The 20,439-nt window shown below is 65.7% G+C and carries 18 protein-coding genes; 9 read left to right on the top strand and 9 right to left on the bottom strand.

From position 1 onward, the window contains the following. Positions 1-31 precede the first annotated feature (31 nt). From argC to rplM, 3 genes are all read right to left on the bottom strand, one after another. A complete protein-coding gene (argC, locus tag HMPREF9710_RS15575) occupies positions 32-1,069 on the bottom strand; it encodes an N-acetyl-gamma-glutamyl-phosphate reductase (protein ID WP_005667907.1) in 1,038 nt (345 codons plus the stop codon). A gap of 318 nt (positions 1,070-1,387) precedes the next feature. After that, positions 1,388-1,780 carry a 30S ribosomal protein S9 gene (gene rpsI, locus HMPREF9710_RS15570; RefSeq protein ID WP_005667904.1) on the bottom strand — a complete coding sequence of 131 codons (393 nt, stop codon included), beginning with the start codon at positions 1,778-1,780 and terminating at the stop codon, positions 1,388-1,390. A gap of 9 nt (positions 1,781-1,789) precedes the next feature. Further along, positions 1,790-2,218: a 50S ribosomal protein L13 gene (rplM, locus tag HMPREF9710_RS15565; protein ID WP_005667902.1), complete on the bottom strand. Its 429-nt coding sequence runs from the start codon at positions 2,216-2,218 to the stop codon at positions 1,790-1,792. A 270-nt stretch (positions 2,219-2,488) separates the two neighbouring features. On the opposite strand from rplM, the gene HMPREF9710_RS15560 reads away from it, so the two are divergent. From HMPREF9710_RS15560 to HMPREF9710_RS15545, 4 genes are all read left to right on the top strand, one after another. Further along, a complete protein-coding gene (locus tag HMPREF9710_RS15560; RefSeq protein WP_005667900.1) occupies positions 2,489-3,940 on the top strand; it encodes an alpha/beta fold hydrolase in 1,452 nt (483 codons plus the stop codon). Between the two features lie 13 nt (positions 3,941-3,953). Then, positions 3,954-4,685, top strand: a complete 732-nt coding sequence (locus HMPREF9710_RS15555; protein ID WP_005667898.1) for an ABC transporter ATP-binding protein — start codon at positions 3,954-3,956, stop codon at positions 4,683-4,685. Beyond that, positions 4,682-5,866, top strand: coding sequence for an ABC transporter permease (locus HMPREF9710_RS15550; protein WP_005667896.1), 1,185 nt, complete (start codon positions 4,682-4,684; stop codon positions 5,864-5,866). Before HMPREF9710_RS15555 ends, HMPREF9710_RS15550 begins: the two co-directional genes overlap by 4 nt. Before the next feature lie 100 nt (positions 5,867-5,966). Then, positions 5,967-6,389, top strand: a complete 423-nt coding sequence (locus tag HMPREF9710_RS15545; protein ID WP_005667895.1) for an OsmC family protein — start codon at positions 5,967-5,969, stop codon at positions 6,387-6,389. A 51-nt stretch (positions 6,390-6,440) separates the two neighbouring features. Here HMPREF9710_RS15545 and coq7 read toward each other — a convergent pair whose 3' ends face one another. Together coq7 and HMPREF9710_RS15535 are read right to left on the bottom strand one after the other, a co-directional pair. Further along, the gene (gene coq7 / locus HMPREF9710_RS15540; protein ID WP_040777181.1) at positions 6,441-7,085 is read right to left on the bottom strand and encodes a 2-polyprenyl-3-methyl-6-methoxy-1,4-benzoquinone monooxygenase; all 645 of its coding nucleotides are present in this window, start codon (positions 7,083-7,085) and stop codon (positions 6,441-6,443) included. A gap of 34 nt (positions 7,086-7,119) precedes the next feature. After that, positions 7,120-7,596: a hypothetical protein gene (locus HMPREF9710_RS15535; protein WP_005667891.1), complete on the bottom strand. Its 477-nt coding sequence runs from the start codon at positions 7,594-7,596 to the stop codon at positions 7,120-7,122. A 233-nt stretch (positions 7,597-7,829) separates the two neighbouring features. On the opposite strand from HMPREF9710_RS15535, the gene HMPREF9710_RS15530 reads away from it, so the two are divergent. From HMPREF9710_RS15530 to HMPREF9710_RS15520, 3 genes are read left to right on the top strand one after another with little or no spacing between them, the layout of a single operon-like run. Beyond that, on the top strand, positions 7,830-8,723 hold the full coding sequence (locus HMPREF9710_RS15530; RefSeq protein WP_005667889.1) for an ABC transporter ATP-binding protein: 894 nt from the start codon (positions 7,830-7,832) through the stop codon (positions 8,721-8,723). A 2-nt stretch (positions 8,724-8,725) separates the two neighbouring features. Beyond that, positions 8,726-12,313, top strand: coding sequence for an ABC transporter permease/M1 family aminopeptidase (locus tag HMPREF9710_RS15525; protein ID WP_005667887.1), 3,588 nt, complete (start codon positions 8,726-8,728; stop codon positions 12,311-12,313). Positions 12,314-12,355: 42 nt separating this feature from the next. Beyond that, complete coding sequence (locus HMPREF9710_RS15520; protein WP_005667885.1) at positions 12,356-12,562, top strand: addiction module protein; 207 nt, start codon at positions 12,356-12,358, stop codon at positions 12,560-12,562. 94 nt (positions 12,563-12,656) lie between these two features. Here HMPREF9710_RS15520 and HMPREF9710_RS15515 read toward each other — a convergent pair whose 3' ends face one another. The 4 genes from HMPREF9710_RS15515 to HMPREF9710_RS15500 form a co-directional block, all read right to left on the bottom strand. Continuing rightward, positions 12,657-15,317, bottom strand: a complete 2,661-nt coding sequence (locus HMPREF9710_RS15515; protein ID WP_005667883.1) for a DNA topoisomerase III — start codon at positions 15,315-15,317, stop codon at positions 12,657-12,659. A 277-nt stretch (positions 15,318-15,594) separates the two neighbouring features. Next, entirely contained in the window at positions 15,595-16,053 is a 459-nt protein-coding gene (locus HMPREF9710_RS15510) for a Smg family protein (protein WP_005667881.1), read from the bottom strand. A gap of 213 nt (positions 16,054-16,266) precedes the next feature. Next, complete coding sequence (gene dprA, locus HMPREF9710_RS15505; protein ID WP_005667879.1) at positions 16,267-17,412, bottom strand: DNA-processing protein DprA; 1,146 nt, start codon at positions 17,410-17,412, stop codon at positions 16,267-16,269. Between the two features lie 7 nt (positions 17,413-17,419). After that, the gene (locus HMPREF9710_RS15500) at positions 17,420-18,538 is read right to left on the bottom strand and encodes a LysM peptidoglycan-binding domain-containing protein (protein ID WP_005667877.1); all 1,119 of its coding nucleotides are present in this window, start codon (positions 18,536-18,538) and stop codon (positions 17,420-17,422) included. Between the two features lie 307 nt (positions 18,539-18,845). On the opposite strand from HMPREF9710_RS15500, the gene def reads away from it, so the two are divergent. Together def and fmt are read left to right on the top strand one after the other, a co-directional pair. Next, complete coding sequence (def, locus tag HMPREF9710_RS15495) at positions 18,846-19,385, top strand: peptide deformylase (RefSeq protein ID WP_005667874.1); 540 nt, start codon at positions 18,846-18,848, stop codon at positions 19,383-19,385. A gap of 13 nt (positions 19,386-19,398) precedes the next feature. Then, entirely contained in the window at positions 19,399-20,346 is a 948-nt protein-coding gene (gene fmt / locus HMPREF9710_RS15490; RefSeq protein ID WP_005667872.1) for a methionyl-tRNA formyltransferase, read from the top strand. The last annotated feature ends 93 nt before the right edge of the window (positions 20,347-20,439 follow it).

Below are 20,439 nucleotides of genomic sequence, written 5' to 3'. Positions count from 1 at the left end.
CAGATCAAGGGTGACGATTATGGCAACAGCGTTATGGCAACAGCGCGATCTGCTGCAGGCCCTTCGACTCTTGCAGGCCGAACATCAGGTTCATGCACTGCACGGCCTGGCCCGACGCGCCCTTGACCAGGTTGTCCTGCACCACCAGGATCACGACGGTATCCGTGCCTTCCGGACGGTGCAGCGCCAGGCGCAGCATGTTCGAGCCGCGGGTCGAGCGCGTTTCCGGGTGCGAGCCGAACGGCATGACGTCGACGAATTCGCTGTCCTTGTATTGTTCTTCGAACAGCGCCTGCAGGGCGGCGTTGTCGATTTCCTTCGTCAGGCGCGCGTACAGGGTCGCGTGCATGCCGCGGATCATCGGCACCAGGTGCGGGGTGAAGATCAGGCCGACCTTCTGGTCGGTATAGCGCGCCAGCTGGGCCGAGGTTTCCGGGGTGTGGCGGTGGCCATGCACGCCGTAGGCCTTGAAGTTGTCGCTCGACTCCGAGAACAGCGTGCCGATCTCGGCCTTGCGGCCGGCGCCGGAGACGCCCGACTTGCAGTCGGCGATCAGGCTGCCGGCGCCGATCAGGCCGGCCTTGAGCAGCGGATAGAAGCCCAGCTGCATCGTGGTCGGATAGCAACCCGGATTGGCGATCAGGCGTGCGCCCTTGATATCGTCGCGGTTCAGTTCCGGCAAGCCATAGACGGCTTCATCCAGCAGCTCGGGCGCGGTGTGCTCGATCTTGTACCATTTTTCGAAGACGGCGCGGTCCTTGATGCGGAAGTCCGCCGCCAGGTCGATCACCTTGACGCCGGCCGCCAGCAGCTCGGGCGCCTGGGCCATCGCCACGCCGTGCGGGGTGGCGAAAAACACCACGTCGCACTGCTTCAGATCGGCCTTGTCCGGGCTCGAGAAGGCGATATCGACGCGACCGCGCAGCGAAGGAAACATATCGGCCACCGGCAGGCCGTCTTCCTTGCGCGAGGTGATCGCGGTCAGTTGCACATCCGGATGAACGGCCAACAGCCGCAGCAATTCCACGCCCGTGTATCCGGTTCCGCCGACGATGCCAACTTTAATCATATCTGTTCCTTCAATAATGGTAAAAAGGCCCTTTCCCAGGACGAGGCTGCATTTTAACAGCCTGTGTATGCGGGCGTTGTACCTGTCCCGAGCCTGTCTCAGTAGGCGGGGGGAAGCTGATGGCGATGCATGGCAAGCGTGGACAAGGCGCGAGGAGGCCGCATGGCGCGCCATGCAACGACGAGCAACGCAGCCCACGCTTGTCAGGCGCGCCAGCAGCGACTCCCGCCTACTGAGACAGGCTCATGCAAAAAAGCCGCCCAACCTTGCGGCGGACGGCTTTTCTGAACCAGTGCCCGAAGGCACTGAGGAAGACAATTAACGCTTCGAGAATTGCTTTGCGCGACGTGCTTTGCGCAGACCAACTTTCTTACGCTCGACTTCACGGGCGTCACGGGTGACGAAACCGGCACGTGCCAGGTCGCCCTTGAGGCCTGCGTCGTAGTCGATCAGTGCGCGGGTGATGCCGTGACGGACGGCGCCAGCCTGGCCCGATTCGCCACCGCCGTGCACGTTGACCTTGATGTCGAAACGCTCGACGTTGCCGGTCAGTTCCAGCGGCTGACGGATCACCATCAGGCCGGTTTCACGCGAGAAGTATTCCGATGCCGGCTTACCATTCACGATGATCTGGCCGGTGCCAGCTTTGATGAACACGCGAGCGACTGCACTCTTGCGACGGCCGGTGCCGTAGTTGTAGTTACCGATCATGTCAGTTCCTTAGAGGGTCAGTGCTTGTGGTTGCTGAGCAGCGTGCGGGTGGGTACCTTCCGCGTACACTTTCAGCTTCTTGATCATGGCGTAGCCGAGTGGGCCCTTAGGCAGCATGCCCTTGACAGCCTTCTCGAGTGCGCGGCCTGGGAAACGCTGTTGCATTTTCAGGAAGTTGGTTTCGTAGATACCGCCCGGGTAGCCCGAGTGACGGTAGTACGTTTTTGCGGTGGCCTTGGTGCCGGTCACGCGCAGTTTGCCGGCGTTGATCACGACGATGAAATCGCCGGTGTCGACGTGCGGGGTGAACTCTGGCTTGTGCTTGCCGCGCAGTCGGAGTGCCACTTCGCTGGCAACACGTCCGAGGACCAGGTCCGTCGCGTCGATGACAAACCAGTCGCGCTGGACTTCGTGGCCCTTAGCGGAAAAAGTTTTCATGTTTAATCCAAAAGAAAAAATTGCTCAAATGGTGGTTCCGCACAAGACTTCAGCGGACTCGTCCTTATTGTCTTTCCTGAGCAAACGGAAAGCCGGCAATCATACCCCGCCACCGCCTTGCCGTCAATCCTCATCCGCGTCGAGCGCAACGTCTCCACGCGCTTGCCTGCGGGCTGCTACCCGATACGCATGCCTTGATGCGTTGTTGAAACAATCGGTTGACCGGAGAAACAGCGCGAACTTATCATCGTTGCAACCTGAGGAGATGCTGTGAAGAGATCTAAGATTCTGCCCGCCATACTGTTCCTGCCACTCCTGGCGACGAGCCTTGCCAGCGCCCAGCCCGCTGCCAGCACGCCGGCGCCGGCGACGACCGAACGCAGCTGCCACCTGCCCGGCGTGGTCGAAGCGCTGCGCTGCGTGACCGTCGACGTGCCGCTCGATCATGCCAAGCCGCAATCCGGCACCCTCAAGCTGCACGTCACCGTCGCCCCGGCCTATCGCCAGGGCACGCGCGGCGACCCGCTGTTCGTGCTGGCGGGCGGCCCCGGCCAGGCCGGCAGCGACGTGCTGCCCCTGCTCAAGCTCGCCTTCGACCGGGTGCGCGCCACCCGCGACATCGTCTTCATCGACCAGCGCGGCACCGGCCGTTCGGGCAAGCTCGATTGCGAAAGCAAGCCGGAACACGAGCGCATGACGGACGACCAGCTGATGGCCGAGCTGCGCGCCTGCATCGCCAATAACAAGCAGCCGCTGGCCGCCTACACCACGGCGGCCGCCGCGCGCGACCTGGAGCAGGTGCGGCGCGCGCTGGGCTACCGCCAGGTGAACCTGTGGGGCGGCTCCTACGGCACCCGCCTGGGCCAGGCCTATGCGCGCGCTTATCCGGACAGCGTACGCAGCCTGGTGCTGGACGGCGTGGCCGCGCCCGACCAGGTGATCCCGGCCGGCGGGCGTGACGGCCAGGCGGCGCTGGACGGCCTGTTCGCCGCCTGCGCCAAAGATGCTGCTTGCAACAAAGCCTACCCGAACCTGCGCGCCGAGTTCGATGCGCTGGTTCAGAAGGTCGAGTCGGGCAATGTGCGCCTGTCGCTGCCGAATCCACGCACCGCCGAGCCGACCGAATTCACCATGAGTTCGCAGCGCTTCCTGGGCACCGTGCACAACATCCTGTATGCGCCGGCCGATGCGCGCCGCCTGCCCTTCCTGATCCACAGCGCCAGCCGTGGACGCTGGGAGCCTTTCGTCGCGCGCCAGAACCTGGCCGGCGACTTCGGCAACGACGCCAGCATGTCGATGCTGCTGCACTTCGCCGTGGTGTGCGCCGAAGACGTGCCGCGCTTCACGCCCGAACTGATGAAATCCGACGCCGCCGTGCTGGCGCGCCCGCTGGCCGAGATGATCCCCAGGCTGTGCCAGGACATCAAGGTGCCGGCGGTGCCGTATGTGCGGCCGGCGCGCATCGAGGCGCCGGCCCTGCTGCTCTCGGGCGCCCTCGATCCGGTCACGCCGCCGCACCGCGCGGAGGCGGCCGCGACATCGATGGCCCGGGCCCAGCACGTCGTGGTGGCCAATGCCGGCCACGGCGTGTCGCAGCTCGGCTGCGCGCCGCGCCTGCTGCGCGCCTTCCTCGACCGGCCGCAAGACAAACTCGACGCCGCCTGCATGGCCGAGGTGCCGGCCCCCACCTTCCAGCTCGGCAGCGCCGGGCCGCAACCTTGAATCCGGGAACCCCATGATCGAAGTCCACGATGTACGCAAGCAGTTCGGCGCCGTCCAGGCGCTGGGCGGCGTTTCCTTCACCGCGCGCGACGGCCAGATCACCGCGCTGCTGGGCCCCAACGGCGCCGGCAAGACCACCCTGCTGCGCACCCTGGTCGGCCTCCTCCGGCGCGACCACGGCACCATCTCGATCGGCGGCGTCGACCCCGAGCGGGATCCGATGGCGGTGCGCCGCAATATCGGCTTCCTGACCGACCAGTTCGGGCTGTACGAGCGCCTCACCACGCGCGAATACCTGAACTACTTCGGCGAATTGAACGGCATGGACGGCGCCGCGCTGCGCGCCCGCATCGTCGAGGTGTCGGAACTGCTCGGGATGGACGACATCCTCGAGCGCCAGACCAAGGGCTTCTCGCAGGGCCAGCGCATCAAGGTGGCGCTGGCGCGCACCCTGCTGCACCGCCCGCGCCACCTGCTGCTGGATGAACCGAGCCGCGGCCTGGACGTGATGAGCACGCGCGCGCTGCGCACCGCGCTGAACGCCCTGCGCGAGGATGGCTGCTGCGTGATTATGGCCACCCACGTGATGCAGGAAGTGGTCCACCTGTGCGAGGACGTGATCGTCATCGCCAAGGGCCATACCGTGGCCCAGGGCTCGCCACAAGAACTGTGCCGGCGCACCGGCATCGCCGACCTGGAAGACGCGTTCGTCAGCCTGGTGGGCACCGAGGAAGGCATCGCATGAAATCCAAACTCAAGGTCGTATTCCTCAAGGAGCTGCGCGAGACGCTGCGCGACCGCCGCACCTTCGGCTTCCTGGTGCTGGCGGTGCTGTTCTATCCGGCGATCCTCGGCGTCACGCTGCACCAGCTGATCGACAAGAGCACCAAGACCGAGCGCGAAGGCATCCACCTGACCGTGATCGGCGGGGCCAAGGCCCCGACCCTGATCTCCCAGCTGCGCGAACGCAGCGTGACGATCAACGAATCCGGGCCCATGACCGAGGAAGCGATCGGCGAACTTTTGCATGGCAAGAAGATCTCGGCCGTGCTGCGCCTGTCGGACGACTTCATCGACAACTACCACTCGATGCGGCCCGCGCGCATCGAGTTATGGTTCGATTCGTCGACCGAAAGCGGCCCGCAGCGGCGCGAGCTCGAAGAGATCCTGCAGGCCTACGGCAGCAATATCGCCAGCGCGCGCCTGCTGGCGCACGGCGTGTCCCCGGCCACGCTGGCGCCGATCCAGCTGCAGCGCTACGACACCGGCACCAATGCCTCGCGCTCGGCCATGGTCATCGGCGGCCTGATCGGCTTCCTGTTCTTCCCGGCCTTCCTGCTGAACATGTCGTCGGCAGTCGACAGCACCGCCGGCGAACGCGAACGGCGCTCGCTGGAAGTGCTGATGGCGCAGCCGGCGCACAGCTGGGAGCTGGTGGGCGGCAAGTGGCTCGCTTCCAGCGTGCTGGCCCTGCTGGGCGTCACCGTGGTGCTGATGCTGGGCCACGCGATCCTGCGCTGGCTGCCGCTGGAAGAAATCGGCATGTCGTGGAACCTGGGCTGGGGCGAGCTGCTGCTGGTGTGCGTGGCGACGATGCCGCTGGCGCTATTGTCCTCGGCCCTGTACGTCGCCATGGCGATGAACGCCAAGACCTTCAAGGAAGCCCAGACCACGGTCAGCCTGGTGATGATCCTGCCGCTGCTGCCTGGCTTCGTGGTCTCGTTCATGGAACTCAAGACCGCGCAATGGATGTACCTGATGCCGATGCTGTCGAACCAGACCCTGATCAAGGAGCTGGCCAAGAGCGGCGACATCGGCTTCGCGCCGTTCGTGCTGACCTTCCTTTGTTCGCTGGTCCCGGCGCTGTTGATCGTCGCCTTTGCCAGCTGGCGCATGAAGAGCGAGAAGTACGTGCTGGGTGTTTGATGCGGGGCGTGTGAGCCTGAGGCAGCAGCCGCCTGCGCGCGGCCGGCGGCTGCCGTACAATCGACGTCCTTATCGACGCATCAGCAACACGGAGAATCGCATGGAAGTGAAAGTCAGCTGGAACGGCCCGTCGGGCATGAGTTTCCGGGCCGAGACCGGCAGCGGCCACATGGTGGCCATGGATGGCGCGCCGGAGGGCGGCGGCCATAACCTGGCGCCGCGCCCGATGGAAATGGTGTTGGTGGGCACCGGCGGCTGCACCGCCTATGACGTGGTCCTGATCCTCAAGCGCAGCCGCGAGGACGTGCGCGGCTGCGACGTGACCCTGCAGGCCGAACGCGCCGACGTTGATCCCAAGGTGTTCACGAAGATTAACTTCCACTTCACGGTCAGCGGCCGCAACCTGAAGCAGGCGACGGTGGAACGCGCGGTCAAGCTGTCGCACGAGAAGTACTGCTCGGCGTCGATCATGCTGGCCAGGACGGCCGAGATCACGCACTCGTTCGAGATCGTGGAAGTGTAAGAACCACGCATACCACCCACATTGGCGGCGCCCGCCGCCAACGCCGTCACCTCAGATGCGGTAAGCGGTGGTGGTCATCACCTTCGCCATCGCCCGCATCGCCACCTTGACCGGCAACGGCAGCGACGCCGCGCCCGCGGATTGCGCCGCGTCGGCGTGCGCGATCTCGTCGATGCGCATCTGGTCGACGATGGCGCGCGACTTGGCGTCCTGCGCGGGCAGCAGTTCCAGATGGCTGTTCAGGTGCGCCTCGACCTGGCGCTCGGTCTCGACCACGAAGCCCAGGCTGACCGGGTCGCCGATCCGCGCCGCCACGCTGCCCATCACGTAGGCGCCCGCATACCACAGGGGATTCAGCACGCTCGGCTGCGATCCAAGCTCGGTCAGGCGCTGCGCGCACCAGGCCAGGTGGTCTTCTTCCTCGCGCGCGGCGTGCTCGAACTGGGTGCGCACCTCTTGCGTATGGGCGAAGTTGGCCTGCGAATCGTAGAGCGCCTGCGCGCATACCTCGCCCACGTGGTTCACCCGCATCAGGCCCGCGCTGTGACGGCGCTCGGCGTCGCTCAGTTCGCCGTCGATGGCGTGCGCGCCCGGGTTCGGGCGCGACATCGCCGCCACGCCGCCGACGACGCGCAAGGCCTTGTCGACGCCGACGATCAGTTGGTCCAGGGGGCTGATGAAACGGTTCGCAATCATGGTGTGCTCGATGTTCTGGTCGCTGAAGCGTTCATTATATGCCTTCGGCATGCGGCCCAGCGTGCGCCTGCTCTCCGGCGCCATCCTGCTGCGTTCCCTGCTCCTGTTTCTTGCGCGCGATCCAGTCGGCCAGCGGTCCCTCGGGCTCCAGCCCCGAGATGTTCTTGGCCACGCCCAGGTTCAACTCCAGCAGGAAGGGCAACGACACCAGCGGCACGCCCGGGCAATGCCGCCTGAAGGCGTCCAGGAAGCGCGCCGACTCCACCGTCGGCATCACCTTCGCGCCGCTCATGAACTGCAGCACGCTGGTGATGGTGTGGCCCTTGCCCAGCGTGTGATAGATGAAGCGGTTGTACTCGCGATCGACCGTCTTGAAGTCGATCGCCTCCTTGGTCATCAGGCCGGCCAGGTAGACCAGTCCCAGCGCGACGCGGAACCAGTCGGTGGATTCGGCCCGGCTGCGCCCCTCGCGCATCAGGATCAAGAGCTTTTCTTGGGTGATGGAGTCCATGCAGCCATTATCCATGCTTTGCCCCGGCTTGCGCCGCACGCGGTCTTCTATTGCAAGAAATTTATCGAAAGAAAACCATCGTGCGTCCTGTCACCGGATAATGCGGTCTGGGTCCCTGTTTGGACCGTATGTCGCACCGCGCCCGCCGTGGCCGTGCCGATTGAATACAATGCCAGTGTGAAAAAGTGTTTGGCCTGGCGTAAATACGCGCGAGGCAGCAGCCAGGAGTCGTCATGCAATTGAAAATCCGCAATTTGTCCAAGACCTACGCCAACGGCGTGGTCGCGCTGGACCGTGTCACGCTCAACATCCCGGCCGGGATGTTCGGGCTGCTCGGCCCGAATGGCGCGGGCAAATCGACCTTGATGCGGATCCTGGCGACCTTGCAAGAGTGCGACTCCGGTTCGGTGTTCCTGGACGATATCGACGTGCTCGACGAAAAGGACGCGGTGCGCCGCATGCTCGGTTACCTGCCGCAGGATTTCGGCGTCTACCCGAAGGTGAGCGCTTACGAACTGCTGGACCATTTCGCCCAACTGAAAGGCCTGTCGCACAAGGCGCGCCGGCGCGAAGTGGTCGACGGCCTGTTGCAGCAAACGAATCTGTGGGAAGTGCGCGACCAGCGCCTGGGCACCTTCTCGGGCGGCATGCGCCAGCGCTTCGGCATCGCCCAGGCCCTGCTGGGCGACCCGCGCCTGATCATCGTCGACGAACCCACCGCCGGCCTCGATCCGCAGGAGCGGGTGCGCTTCCACAACCTGCTGTCGGACATCGGCGAAGAACGCACGGTGCTGCTGTCGACCCACATCGTGTCCGACGTGGCCGACCTGTGCGCCAATATGGCGATCATCAACAAGGGCCAGGTGCTGCTGTGCGGCGAGCCGCAAGAGCTGATCTACGGGATCGAGGACTTCATCTGGGCCCGTTTCGTCACCAAGGCCGAGCTGCCCGCTTACCAAGCGCGCTACAGCGTGATCTCGACCCGCCTGCTCAGCGGACGCACCCTGATCCATGTGTATTCCGAGGACGATCCGGGCGACGGCTTCGAGCCGGCGCGCGCCAGCCTGGAAGACGTGTATTTCGCCACCATCGCCGGCCGCCACAACCCGGCCGCCGGGAACTGCTGACCGTGCGCGCCCTGTTCGTCATCGCCCGCTTCGAAGCGGGCCAGCGCCTGCGGCGGCTCTCGACCTGGGTCTATTTCGCCGTCTTCCTGGCGCTCGCCATGACCTGGATGGCCGCCTCGGGCGGGGCGTTTCGCGATTTGCTCGTCACCTTCGGCAGCCGGGTCCTGGTCGACGCGCCGCGCCAGATCGCGATCGCGACGGCGCTGCTCGGCAGCCTGGGCACGGTGGTGACGGCGGCGGTGATGGGACGCGCGGTGCAGCAGGACTTCGAACACGAGATGCACCACTTCTTCTTCAGCGCGCCGTTAAGCAAGGCCGACTACGTGTTCGGCCGCTTCCTCGGCGCGTTCGCGACCCTGGCGGTGATCTTTTCCGGCATCGTGATCGGGCTGTGGCTCGGCACCTTCATTCCCGGCATCGCGTCCGACCGCCTGGGCGGATCTCTGGCGTCGGCCTGGATCAAGCCCTACCTGTTCACGCTGCTGCCCAACCTGTTCATCTTCGGCGCGATCTTCTTCGTGCTCGCCGCGCTGACCCGGCGCATGCTGCCGGTCTACGTGGCCGCCGTGGTCATGACCATCGGCTATACCGTCGCGCCCTCGCTGGCGCGCGACCTCGACTTCAAGACCCTGGCCGCCCTGATCGACCCGTTCGGCACCACCTCCCTGTTCCTGCTGACCGAGTACTGGCCGCTGGCCGAGCGCAACCTCAATCCGATCGACCTGCAGGACGTCTACCTGATCAACCGCCTGCTGTGGTGCGGCTTCGCGCTGCTGGCGCTGCTGCTCGGCTACTGGCGCTTCCACTTCATCGGCGAGGCCGACGTGCAGGCGCGCACGCGTGGCCGCGGCCAGGCCCAGCCCGACCTGCCGGTCGAACTGTCGCAGGCCGCGCGCGACACCACCGCGCAACCCGATTTCGCGGCGCGCAGCCTGGCGCTGCTGCTGTTCAAGTCGGCGCGCAGCGAACTGCGCGAAATGACCCGCAACGTCTATTTCGCGGCGCTGGCCACCGGCGGCGTGCTGGCGCTGGTCGCCGGCGGAATCGACCTCGACGCCATCTACGGCGCCGCCACCTATCCGGTGACCTATATGGTGCTGGAGCTGATCCGCGCGGTGTTCGGCCTGTTCATGCTGGCCATCACGATCTTCTATGCCGGTGAACTGGTCTGGCGCGAACGCGAGACGCGCGTGGCCCAGATGCTGGACGCGCTGCCGGTGCCGAGCTGGCTGCCGCTGGCCGGCAAGACCCTGGCCCTGATCGGCCTGCAGGCGCTGCTGGTGCTGCTGGCGATGGTCACCGGCATGCTGATCCAGCTGTTCAAGGGCTACTTCCAGCTCGAGCCAGGGCTGTACCTGCATGCGCTGTTTACCATCCTGCTGCCGAACTACGCGCTGATCGCGGTGCTGGCGATCGCGGTGCAGGTCGTCGTCAATCACAAATACCTGGCCAACTTTTTAATGATCGCCTGGCTCGTGGCGGCGCTGCTGTTGAACAGCGCCGGCCAGAACCATCCGCTGCTGCTGTACGGGGTCTGGCCCGACCTGACGTATTCGCCGATGAACGGCTTCGGCCACCAGCTGCTGCGCGAGCGCTTCTATCTGCTGTACTGGAGCGGCGCGGCGCTGATGCTGCTGGCGCTGGCGCGCGCGCTGTGGCCGCGCGGGGTCGACGACGCCTGGCGCGAGCGCCTGCGCCTGGCGCGCCGCAACCTGACGCCAAAGGTGTTGACCTGCTTCGGCCTGGGGCTGGCCGTGTTCGCGGGCGCCGGCGGTTTTTTGGCCTGGGAACTGTCGGGCGGCGGCTACCTGACCACCTGGCGCAGCGAACTGCTGCGCGCCGAATACGAGAAGCGCTACCACGGCTTCGCCCGGCTGCCGCAGCCGCGCATCGTCGACGTCAGGCTCGACGCCGCCATCCATCCCGAACGGCGCGCCCTGCACGTCAAGGGCAGCTACCGGCTCGAGAACCGCAGCGGCGCGCCGATCCGCGACCTGGTGCTGTACCAGCAGCGCGGCGCGCGCCTGACGCCGAACTTCGGCCAGCCGGCGACGACGGTCACGCGCGATCCCGACCGCGGTTTCTACCACTACCGCCTGGCCGCCCCGCTGGCGCCTGGCGCGCGCCTGGACCTCGATTTCGAACTCGACTACGCGCCGCGCGGCCTGCTGGGCCTGGGCAGCGACACGCCGGTGGTCGCCAACGGCACCTTCTTCACCAACGAGGTCATGCCGCGCATCGGCTATCAACCTTCGGTCGAACTGAGCGACGTGCGTGACCGGCGCCGCCACGGACTGGCCGCGCGCGCGCCCATGCCGGCGCGCGACGACCCGGCCGGCCGCGCCACCCACCGCATCGGCGTCGACGCCGACTGGATCGGTTTCGAGGCCACCGTCAGCACCAGCGCGGACCAGGTCGCGATCGCGCCCGGCACCCTGGTGCGCGAATGGAACGAGGGCGGGCGGCGCCACTTCCGCTACAAGATGGACCGTCCCATGCTGAACGCCTATGCCTTCCAGTCGGCGCGCTACGAAGTCCGCCACGACCGCTGGCAGGATGTGACGATCGACGTCTACTACCAGCCGGGGCACGACGTCAACGTCGAGCGCCTGGTGCGCGGCGCCCAGGCCGGGCTGGACTACGGCGCGCGCCATGTCGGCCGCTATCCGCTGCGCGAGCTGCGCATCGCCGAATTCCCGCGCACCGTCCGCACCGCGCAAGCCTTCCCGGGCCTGATCCCCCTGTCCGAAGGCGCCGCCTTCATCGCGCGCGTCGATCCCGGTTCGCCCAAGGACCTCGACTACCCGTTCTACGTCAGCGCCCGCGAGACCGCGCGCCAGTGGTGGGGCCAGCAGCTGGTCGGCGCCGACACGCGCGGCGCCACCCTGCTGTCCGAGAGCCTGGCCGAGTACACGGCGCTGATGGTGATGAAGCGCTCGCTTGGCGCGGACAAGATGCGGCGCTTCCTGCGCCATGACCTGGAGGCCTACCTGATCGGCCGCGCCCAGGAACAGGAGAAGGAACTGCCGCTGGCCCATAACGAGAACCAGCGCTACATCCACCAGTACAAGGGCGGCCTGGCGCTGTACCTGCTGCAGGACATGCTCGGCGAGGACGTCGTGAGCGGCGTGCTGCGCGGCCTGCTGCAGCAATACGCCTACCGCGGCGCGCCCTACCCGACCGCCTCCAGCCTGGTCGGGGCCTTGCGCGCGGTGACGCCGCAGGACAAGGCCTACCTGATCGACGACCTGTTCGAATCGATCGTGTTCTACGAAAACCGCGCCGCCAGCGCCGTCGCGCGCCGCCGTCCGGACGGCAAGCATGAGGTCACGATCGATGCCCACGCCGCCAAGCTGCGGATGACGGAACAGGGCGAGGAGCGGCCGGTGCCAATGAACGACTACGTCGAATTCGGCGTGGATGACCGCAATGGCAACCCCTTGGCGCGCGAACGGCGGCTGGTGACCCAGGCCGCGCAGCAGCTGACCCTGGTGGTCGATGGCGTGCCGGGCCGCGCCGGCATCGATCCCGACAACAAATTGATCGATCGCAAACCGAATGACAATATGCTGCCAGTCGACAATCAATAGTTCTCGCGCTATGATCGAAACAAAATTATAGGAGAGAGCATCATGTCCAACGCCGTCGCGGAAATCGCCGAACGACTCAAGCTGCTGAGTCCGTCCGAGAAACAGGAAATCATGCAGCTGCTGCTACAGGACATCGACGGCCCCGACCAGGACGCCGATGAAGCGTGGCGCAATGAAGTCGTGCGGCGTGTGAAAGCGATCCGCAATGGCGAGGCGGCAATCCTCGCACTGAAGGAATGGCAGGAGTGAGCATCGCACATCCCTGATGCTGGAATGAAAAAACCGCGGCAAGCCGCGGTTTTTTTACGTCCGGACCAGGCGGGATGCACCCGCCCTCGACCTGTTACTTCTTCGCAGCGGCCGCGGTCGCCTTCTTGGCCGGCGCCTTCCTGGCCACTGCCTTCTTCGCCGCCGGCTTGGCGGCCGGCTTGGCGGCTGCCTTGCGCGCTGCCTTCACTGGCGCTGCCGCACCATCGGCGCCGTCCGCGCCGGCAGCGGCCTCATCGCCCGCCTTGCCCTTGGCGGCGGCGCCCGGCTTGGCCTTGCGCTCCTCGAACTCGAAGCTGATCTTGTTGTCCTTGCCGCGCACCAGGAAGGCCTTGAATGCACGACGGGTACGCTGGGACACGAAGCCCGGCAGCAGGTCGGTCTTGCCGTCGTTCAACAGCTTGGCCATCTGTTCCGGCACGATTTCCTGCTGCAGGATGATGCGTCCGCTGCGGAAGTCGCAGGTCTTCGGCTTGGCCACGCTGTGCTCGCAAACATAGGCGAGCGGCATTTCGTACACCCCGCCGTTGCACTTCGGGCAAGGGCCGACCGGGGTCTGGCCGCTGAAGTCGACGCCTTCGCCCTCTTCGCCTTCCTCGTCCTGGCCGAAGTCGAACTCGAGCTTGAAGTTCTTGATCTCTTCATCGCGCACGATGCGCAGGATGGCGGCGAACGGGCGCCCCATCTTCGAGCGGAAACCCTGCAGCGGACCGATGGTGCGGTTCTTCAGCAGTTCTTCGACTTCCGCGATTTCGAACTGGCGGCTGCCCGGCGTCTTGCTCATCGAGAAGTCGCACTTGGTGCAGGCGAAGCGGCGGTAGTTTTCCTTGACCATGCCGCCGCAGTTCGGGCACGGGTTGACCAGGGTCGCGTACTCGCCGGGAATCGTGTCGTTGTCGTATTCCTTGGCGCGCTTGACGATGATCTGGGTCATCTGCTGGATCTCGCGCATGAATTCTTCGCGCGAAATCTTGCCCTTCTCCATTTGCGACAGCTTGAATTCCCATTCGCCGGTCAGCTCGGGCGCCGTGAGTTCGTTCACGCCCAGGCCACGCAGCAAGGTCATCAGCTGGAAGGCCTTCGCGGTCGGCATCAGCTCACGCCCCTCGCGCAGCAGGTATTTCTCGGTCAGCAAGCCCTCGATGATGGCCGCGCGCGTGGCCGGCGTGCCCAGGCCCTTGCCGGCCATCGCATCGCGCAACTCGTCGGAATCGACCAGCTTGCCCGCGCCTTCCATCGCCGACAGCAGGGTCGCTTCGTTGTAGCGCGCCGGCGGCTTGGTGACCAGGCCGTTGGCCGTGACCTTGTCGGTGAGCACCTTCTCGCCCTTGGCCACCGGCACCAGGTTGGCGCCGTCCTTGTCGTCGCCCGTGTCCTTACCGTACACGGCCATCCAGCCGGGGTTGGTCATGACCTTGCCCTCGGTCTTGAACTGGTGGCCCGAGACTTCGGTATAGCGGGTCGTGACCAGGAACTCGGCGGCCGGGAAGAACACGGCCAGGAAGCGGCGCGTCACCAGGTCGTACAGTTTTTGTTCCGGCTCGGACAGGTTCTTGGGCACGACGCCGGTCGGGATGATGGCGAAGTGGTCCGAGATCTTGGTGTTATCGAAGATGCGCTTGTTCGGCTTGACCCAGCCATTTTTGCTGATCTGCTTGGCGAACTGATTGTAGTTATTGGTCTCGGCCAGCGCTTCCAGGGTCGACTTCACGGTGCCGATGTAATCCTCGGGCAGGTGGCGCGAATCGGTACGCGGGTAGGTCAGCACCTTGTGCTTCTCGTACAGCGCCTGGGCCAGGCCCAGCGTGTTCTTGGCCGAGAAGCCGAAGCGGCCGTTGGCCTCGCGCTGCAGCGACGTCAGGTCGAACAGGCCGGGCGCCATCGATGTGGTCGGCTTGCTTTCTTCGGTGACGTTGCCCTGCTTGCCGCGGCAGGCGGCCGCGATCGAATCGGCGGCAGCCTTGCTCCACAGGCGCTCGGCGCGCTTCTCGGGATCGTTCTCGTCCTTCTTGAATTTCTGGTCGAGCCAGCGCCCTTCGTAGACGCCGGCGGCGCACACGAACTCGGCGCGCACTTCCCAGTAGTCGCGCGGCACGAACTTCTTGATCTTTTCTTCGCGCTCGACCACGATCGACAGGGTCGGGGTCTGCACCCGGCCCACCGTCGTCAGGTAGAAGCCGCCCTCTTTCGAATTGAAGGCGGTCATGGCGCGGGTGCCGTTGATGCCGATCAGCCAGTCGGCTTCGGAGCGGCAGCGCGCGGCGTCGGCCAGCGGCAGCATTTCTTCGTCGCTGCGCAGGTTATTGAAGCCTTCGCGGATCGCGTTGGCCGTCATCGACTGCAGCCACAGGCGCTTGACCGGTTGCTTGGCTTTCGCGTTCTGGGCGATCAGGCGGAAGATGAGTTCTCCTTCGCGGCCCGCGTCACATGCGTTGATCAGGGTGGTGACATCCTTGCGCTTGATCAACTTATTCAGCACCTTGAGACGCGACTCGGTCTTGGCGATCGGGTTCAGCGCGAAGTAAGGCGGGATCATCGGCAGGTGGGTAAAGCTCCACTTGCCGCGCTTGACGTCGTGTTCTTCGGGCACCGCGATCTCGAGCAAGTGGCCGACGGCGGACGAGAGGACGTAGTCGTCCGATTCGAAGTACTCATCGTGCTTGGTGAAGCCGCCCAGCGTCTTCGCGATATCGTTCGCGACCGACGGTTTCTCGGCGATGATGAGGGATTTGGTCATAGTGATTCTCGTCGTGCTATCTATATAGTGTGGGCTTGCGCATCATACATGCTGGCAGCCGGGCCGGTGAAATTCCGGCCATAGTGTCTGATTGGTAACTGTCAAGATGAAGCGGCCAATGATAAGCGCGTTATCGCGCTCCCTGCAAGTACACCTTGCGCTTCGTGATGGTGCGATGCGGGCCACATATGGTCTATGTGCCGCCCAGAAATGGTGAGCCAGAAATGCAAAACGGGGCACTAGCCCCGTCGAATGTCTTACAAAAGCGACGCCGCGGTCAGTGCAGCAGACGCGGTTCCTGCTCGTCGTCGTCGCTGAACAAGTCGTCGAACATCAGCGCGTCCGGTTCCTTGCCCTGGCTCCAGAGCACCATCAACACGATGATCTTGAGCTTGCTCAAGGCGATGGGGGACTCGTCGCAGGCCAGTGCGCGCTCGATGACGATTTCGCGCTGGATGGGGCCGAGCACCTTGGCGCTTTCGAGGAAGGCGATGAAGCCGATCGCGGCGCTGCCCAGCTCGATATATTCTTCGTCCACGTAGTAGCGCATGCCGGTGGAGGCATCGATCGTGTCGGGCAGCGGCGCATCGGTCAGCCCGGTCAGCCAGTCCAGCGCTTCCGAGATTTCGATGTCGTCAAAGCCGACAGCGGACAGTTTGCGAGCCAGGGCTGCCGGCTCGGGGCAGGCGTCGGGACGGTAGTACGTCTCGTAGAGATAGACCAGGATGTCGAACATAGTGACGCTACTGTAGCAGCTAAACTTCGTGCGGCACAAGTAGAGCGCGCCTGTCGCGCTGCCTCGTGGAAAAAACGTTGTATGCAAGCCTTGTTCGATCAGCTAGCTTACCAAAAACGATTAAAAACAAGAACATACAATTCGCAAACTTCGTGAGATGAAGCACAGGCAATCTATTAAATGTGCATCCACGCGGCCTGATTCGAAGTAGGCCTAAGGCCAGATGCGCTGCACCCTTCCGCCCGGCAACTGCACCACCAGACCGGCCAGTTCCAGGCCCAGCAGTCGCCCGCCGAGCTCGCCAGCATCGGTCCCCAGCCGCGCCAGCAAATCGTTGAGCGCCACCGGTTCGTGGCCCAGCGCGAGCAACAGCTCGGCGTCTTCTTCCGCCGTTTCGTCCGGCCCGGCGTCGCGCTTCTGGCGACATGCTTGCCCGAGGGCCGCCAGCGGTGACACCCGCATCGCCAGCAGCACCTCGTCCACCGTCTCGACCAGTTGCGCGCCGTCGCGGATCAGGCGGTGGCATCCCTTGGCCAGCGCGGAATGGATCGAGCCGGGCAAGGCGAACACCTCCCTGCCCTGCTCGGCCGCCATCTGGGCCGTGATCAGCGAGCCCGACTGGGCCGCCGCCTCGATCACCAGCACGCCGGCCGCCAGGCCGCTGATCACACGGTTGCGGCGCGGGAAATTGGCGGCCAGCGGCGGCGTGCCCAGCGCGTATTCGCTGAGCAGGCAGCCGTGTTCGGCGATGCGGTGGGCGAGCATCCGGTTGCGCGCCGGGTAGACGCGGTCGAGTCCGGTGCCGACCACGGCGATGGTGGCGCCTAGCCCGCGCAGCGCGCCTTCATGGGCGGCGGTGTCGATGCCCAGCGCCAGCCCCGACACCACGCACAGGCCGGCGCCGGACAGGGCCGCGGCAAAGGATTCGGCGTCGAGCTTGCCCTGCACGCTGGCGTTGCGGCTGCCGACCACGGCGACCAGGGGCCGCGCCAGCAGCTCGATGCGGCCGGCGGCGTACAGCAGCAGCGGCGGATCGGGGATCTCGGCCAGCGCCGGCGGGTACAGGGGATCGTGGAAGGTGATCAGGTGGTGGCCGGGTTGCTCCAGCCAGGCCAGGGTGGCCGCGACCAGGGCCGTCAAGGCGGGCGTGACCGGCGCGCTCACCGCTTGCGCCTGGCCCGCCGACACATGGGCCGCCAGCGCCGTTGCCCCGGCCCTGAAGATGGCGCCGGGCGAGCCGAAGGCGGACAACAGCGCATGCGCGCTGCGGCACCCCACCCCATGCGCCTGTTCCAGGCGCAGCCAATCGGCGATCAGGGTGGCGCGCTCGGCAATGGGATGGGGTTCCGTGTCTTGCACGGCGGGGTTACTCCGGTGATCTGGCGACGTCGCCCACCTGCACCGGCGCCGTCACCTGCATGACCAAGCCGTACGAGACGTTCTTGAACACGCGGAAGATGAACAGGCTGCCGTATTGCTCGTCGGGCAGTTTCAACTGCTGCCGGCCCAGGCCCAGGAAACCCCGGCTTTGCGGATCGGCCACAGTCTTCCCGAGATGATAGAGCTGCAGCACGGCGCCGACATCGAGCCCGTCAACCGTGCCCCGGTTGACAGTGACGACCTGGCTCTGTCCGGCGTAGGTCACGCCCGAATAGATCGACATGACGCGGCCGTCGACGGGTTGCAGCGGCGCGTGCGGCACGTAGTTGCGCACCGGCGTCGGCGGCGCCGGCAGCAGCAGGTCGCCCACGCCCATCTCCTGCACGGTATCGACCACCTGGAAGGTGTGCACGTCGACGCCGGGCGCGGCCGGCTTGAGCAGCTTGACGGTGCCCAGGAAGGCGGCTTCGTGCGCCACCACCAGGCCGGTCTGCGGGTCCGTCAGCGCCGCGCCGGGGCGGAACACCTGGAACACGCTCTCGTGCTTGACGTCGCCGTGCACGTAGACGCGGTCGCCTTCTCCCAGGTAGACGCGGCCTTCCTGCGAGGCGGCGATGCGCGGCGCGCCCGCCAGCTCGTCGGCCTCGACCACCAGCGGCTGGGTCAGATAGGGTTCGATGGCGCCGGCGGGAATCGCCGGCACGGCGTCGCGCGCCAGGCCTTCGCTGCGCACCTGCGGCGACAGGCGGGTCAGCGGAGGCGCATCGCGGTCGTCGCCGCCATCGAGGCTAGTGCCGGGCTGTTGCAGGCTCAGGCGGCCACGCGCGCGGTCGAACCAGATGGTCTGGCCCGGATAGATCCAGTGCGGGTTGCGGATTTCGTCACGGTTCATGCCCCAGACCTGGGGCCAGCACCATGGGTTGCGCAAGAAGGCGCCAGAAATATCCCATAGGGTATCGCCCTTGACCACGACGTGCTTGTCGGGTGCGTCCGGGCGGAAGCTGCAGGCGGCAGCGGGCACTGGGGTCTGGGCCGAGGCGCCGGCGGCGCATGCGAGCAACGCCGCCGCAGCAGCACGGGCCACGACTGTGCTAAAATTTTTCATTGAAGACGTCCGTTTAATGCGGCGTAAGATTAAATGATGCCGCCAGATTGCAGCTGCATCCAATGCAGGTCATGATGCTGAACAGGCCGCTCCGTCATCCGGCCCGGCCGCAGCGAGAGACAGCACGACGTACCGCTCCCCGCTCACGGAAGGGTTGCTGTATAGAATCAAATTCTGCACACAAATCCCTGAACTAGCAAGCAAACCGAGGTCTGCGCGCCAGGGCGTGTGGCGGGTTTGCGTCCTGTCTTGCCTGCCAGCCAAGTACCCGTTCAACCTAGACAACTCCACCGACATCCGATCCGATATGGCACTTCTCGACATCCTCCGCTACCCCGACCCGCGCCTGCACAAGGTCGCCAAGCCGGTCACCGAATTCGGCACCGAGCGCCTGCGCAAGCTGGTGGCCGACATGGCGGAAACCATGTACGACGCGCCTGGCGTCGGCCTGGCCGCCACCCAGGTGGACGTGCACGAACGCGTGGTTACCATCGACGTGACCGAAGCGCAAGAAAAGCTGATGGTCTTCATCAACCCCGAGATCACCTGGGCCAGCGAAGAAAAGCAGGTCTACGACGAAGGCTGCCTGTCGGTGCCCGGCATCTACGACGGCGTCGAGCGCCCGGCCCGGGTCAAGGTGCGCGCATTCGACGTCGACGGCAAGCCGTTCGAGGTCGAGGCCGACGGCCTGCTGGCCGTGTGCATCCAGCACGAGATGGACCACCTGATGGGCAAGGTTTTCGTCGAATACCTGTCGCCGCTCAAGCGCAACCGCATCAAGGCCAAGCTGCAGAAGGAAGAACGCGGCATGCAGCGCGACGCCGCCCAGCGCGCCGCCCGCCGTTGATTGCGGCGGTGACATGAAAGTCGTTTTCGCCGGCACCCCCGAATTTGCCGCCGTCGCCCTGCGTGCCCTGCACGAGGCCGGCTTCGAGATCCCGCTGGTCCTGACCCAGCCCGACCGCCCCGCCGGGCGCGGCATGCAACTGCAGGCATCCAGCGTCAAGCAGTACGCGCTGGCGCACGGCATGCCGGTGGCGCAGCCGCTGTCGCTGCGCATGGACGCCAGGGATCCGGAGCGCGCCGCGCAGGCGCGCGCCGCGCACGAGCAATTGCAGTCGATCGACTACGACGTGATGGTGGTCGCGGCCTATGGCCTGATCCTGCCGCGCAGCACGCTCGACATCCGTCCCTGCATCAATATCCACGGTTCGCTGCTGCCGCGCTGGCGCGGCGCCGCGCCGATCCACCGCGCGATCGAATCGGGCGACCTGGAAACCGGCGTGACCATCATGGAGATGGAAGAAGGCCTGGATACCGGGCCGATGCTGACCATGGAGCGCCTGCCGATCGACCCGCTTGATACCACCGGCAGCCTGCACGACAAGCTGGCCGCGCTGGGCGGACGCATGATCGTCGACGCGCTGCGCAAGATGCAAGCCGGCGAGCTGACCGCCGTGCCGCAGCCGGACGAAGGCGTGACCTACGCCGCCAAGATCGGCAAGGAAGAAGCGAGGCTCGATTTCAGCCTGCCGGCCGCGGTATTGGCGCGCAAGGTGCGCGCCTTCAACCCCTTCCCCGGCGCGAACGGGGTGGTCGATGGCGTGGCGGTGAAGTTCTGGTCGGCCGAAGCGGTTGAAGGCAGCGGCGCACCGGGCGCGGTGTTGCAGGCCGACGCCGGCGGCATCGTGGTCGCTTGCGGAGAAGGTGCGCTGCGCCTGAACGAGCTGCAGAAGCCTGGCGGCAAGCGCCTGAAGGCGGCGGAATTCCTGAAAGGGTTTTCGCTGGCGGGGTTGACGTTCAATTGAAGCGCTCGCGGCGCTCCTGAAGTCGATTTCATAACACGTCGTCCCCGCGGGCGGGGATGACGTGCAAAACGGTTGCGGCGATCAACCGATAAC

The organism is Massilia timonae CCUG 45783 (assembly GCF_000315425.1).
GTDB classification, from domain to species: Bacteria; Pseudomonadota; Gammaproteobacteria; order Burkholderiales; family Burkholderiaceae_D; genus Telluria; species Telluria timonae.
Note: the sequence above shows the minus strand (reverse complement) of the source record. Positions and strands in the feature narration are given on the sequence as shown.

What these genes read in the sequence shown, in the direction of transcription:
- HMPREF9710_RS15550 (WP_005667896.1), top strand. Translation starts at nt 4,682, where the DNA reads ATGAAATCCAAACTCAAGGTCGTATTCCTCAAGGAGCTGCGCGAGACG.
- fmt (WP_005667872.1), top strand. Translation starts at nt 19,399, where the DNA reads ATGAAAGTCGTTTTCGCCGGCACCCCCGAATTTGCCGCCGTCGCCCTG.
- HMPREF9710_RS15535 (WP_005667891.1), bottom strand. Translation starts at nt 7,596, where the DNA reads ATGGACTCCATCACCCAAGAAAAGCTCTTGATCCTGATGCGCGAGGGG.
- HMPREF9710_RS15520 (WP_005667885.1), top strand. Translation starts at nt 12,356, where the DNA reads ATGTCCAACGCCGTCGCGGAAATCGCCGAACGACTCAAGCTGCTGAGT.
- HMPREF9710_RS15515 (WP_005667883.1), bottom strand. Translation starts at nt 15,317, where the DNA reads ATGACCAAATCCCTCATCATCGCCGAGAAACCGTCGGTCGCGAACGAT.
- def (WP_005667874.1), top strand. Translation starts at nt 18,846, where the DNA reads ATGGCACTTCTCGACATCCTCCGCTACCCCGACCCGCGCCTGCACAAG.
- rplM (WP_005667902.1), bottom strand. Translation starts at nt 2,218, where the DNA reads ATGAAAACTTTTTCCGCTAAGGGCCACGAAGTCCAGCGCGACTGGTTT.
- rpsI (WP_005667904.1), bottom strand. Translation starts at nt 1,780, where the DNA reads ATGATCGGTAACTACAACTACGGCACCGGCCGTCGCAAGAGTGCAGTC.
- argC (WP_005667907.1), bottom strand. Translation starts at nt 1,069, where the DNA reads ATGATTAAAGTTGGCATCGTCGGCGGAACCGGATACACGGGCGTGGAA.
- HMPREF9710_RS15530 (WP_005667889.1), top strand. Translation starts at nt 7,830, where the DNA reads ATGCAATTGAAAATCCGCAATTTGTCCAAGACCTACGCCAACGGCGTG.
- HMPREF9710_RS15510 (WP_005667881.1), bottom strand. Translation starts at nt 16,053, where the DNA reads ATGTTCGACATCCTGGTCTATCTCTACGAGACGTACTACCGTCCCGAC.
- coq7 (WP_040777181.1), bottom strand. Translation starts at nt 7,085, where the DNA reads ATGATTGCGAACCGTTTCATCAGCCCCCTGGACCAACTGATCGTCGGC.
- HMPREF9710_RS15500 (WP_005667877.1), bottom strand. Translation starts at nt 18,538, where the DNA reads ATGAAAAATTTTAGCACAGTCGTGGCCCGTGCTGCTGCGGCGGCGTTG.
- HMPREF9710_RS15555 (WP_005667898.1), top strand. Translation starts at nt 3,954, where the DNA reads ATGATCGAAGTCCACGATGTACGCAAGCAGTTCGGCGCCGTCCAGGCG.
- HMPREF9710_RS15545 (WP_005667895.1), top strand. Translation starts at nt 5,967, where the DNA reads ATGGAAGTGAAAGTCAGCTGGAACGGCCCGTCGGGCATGAGTTTCCGG.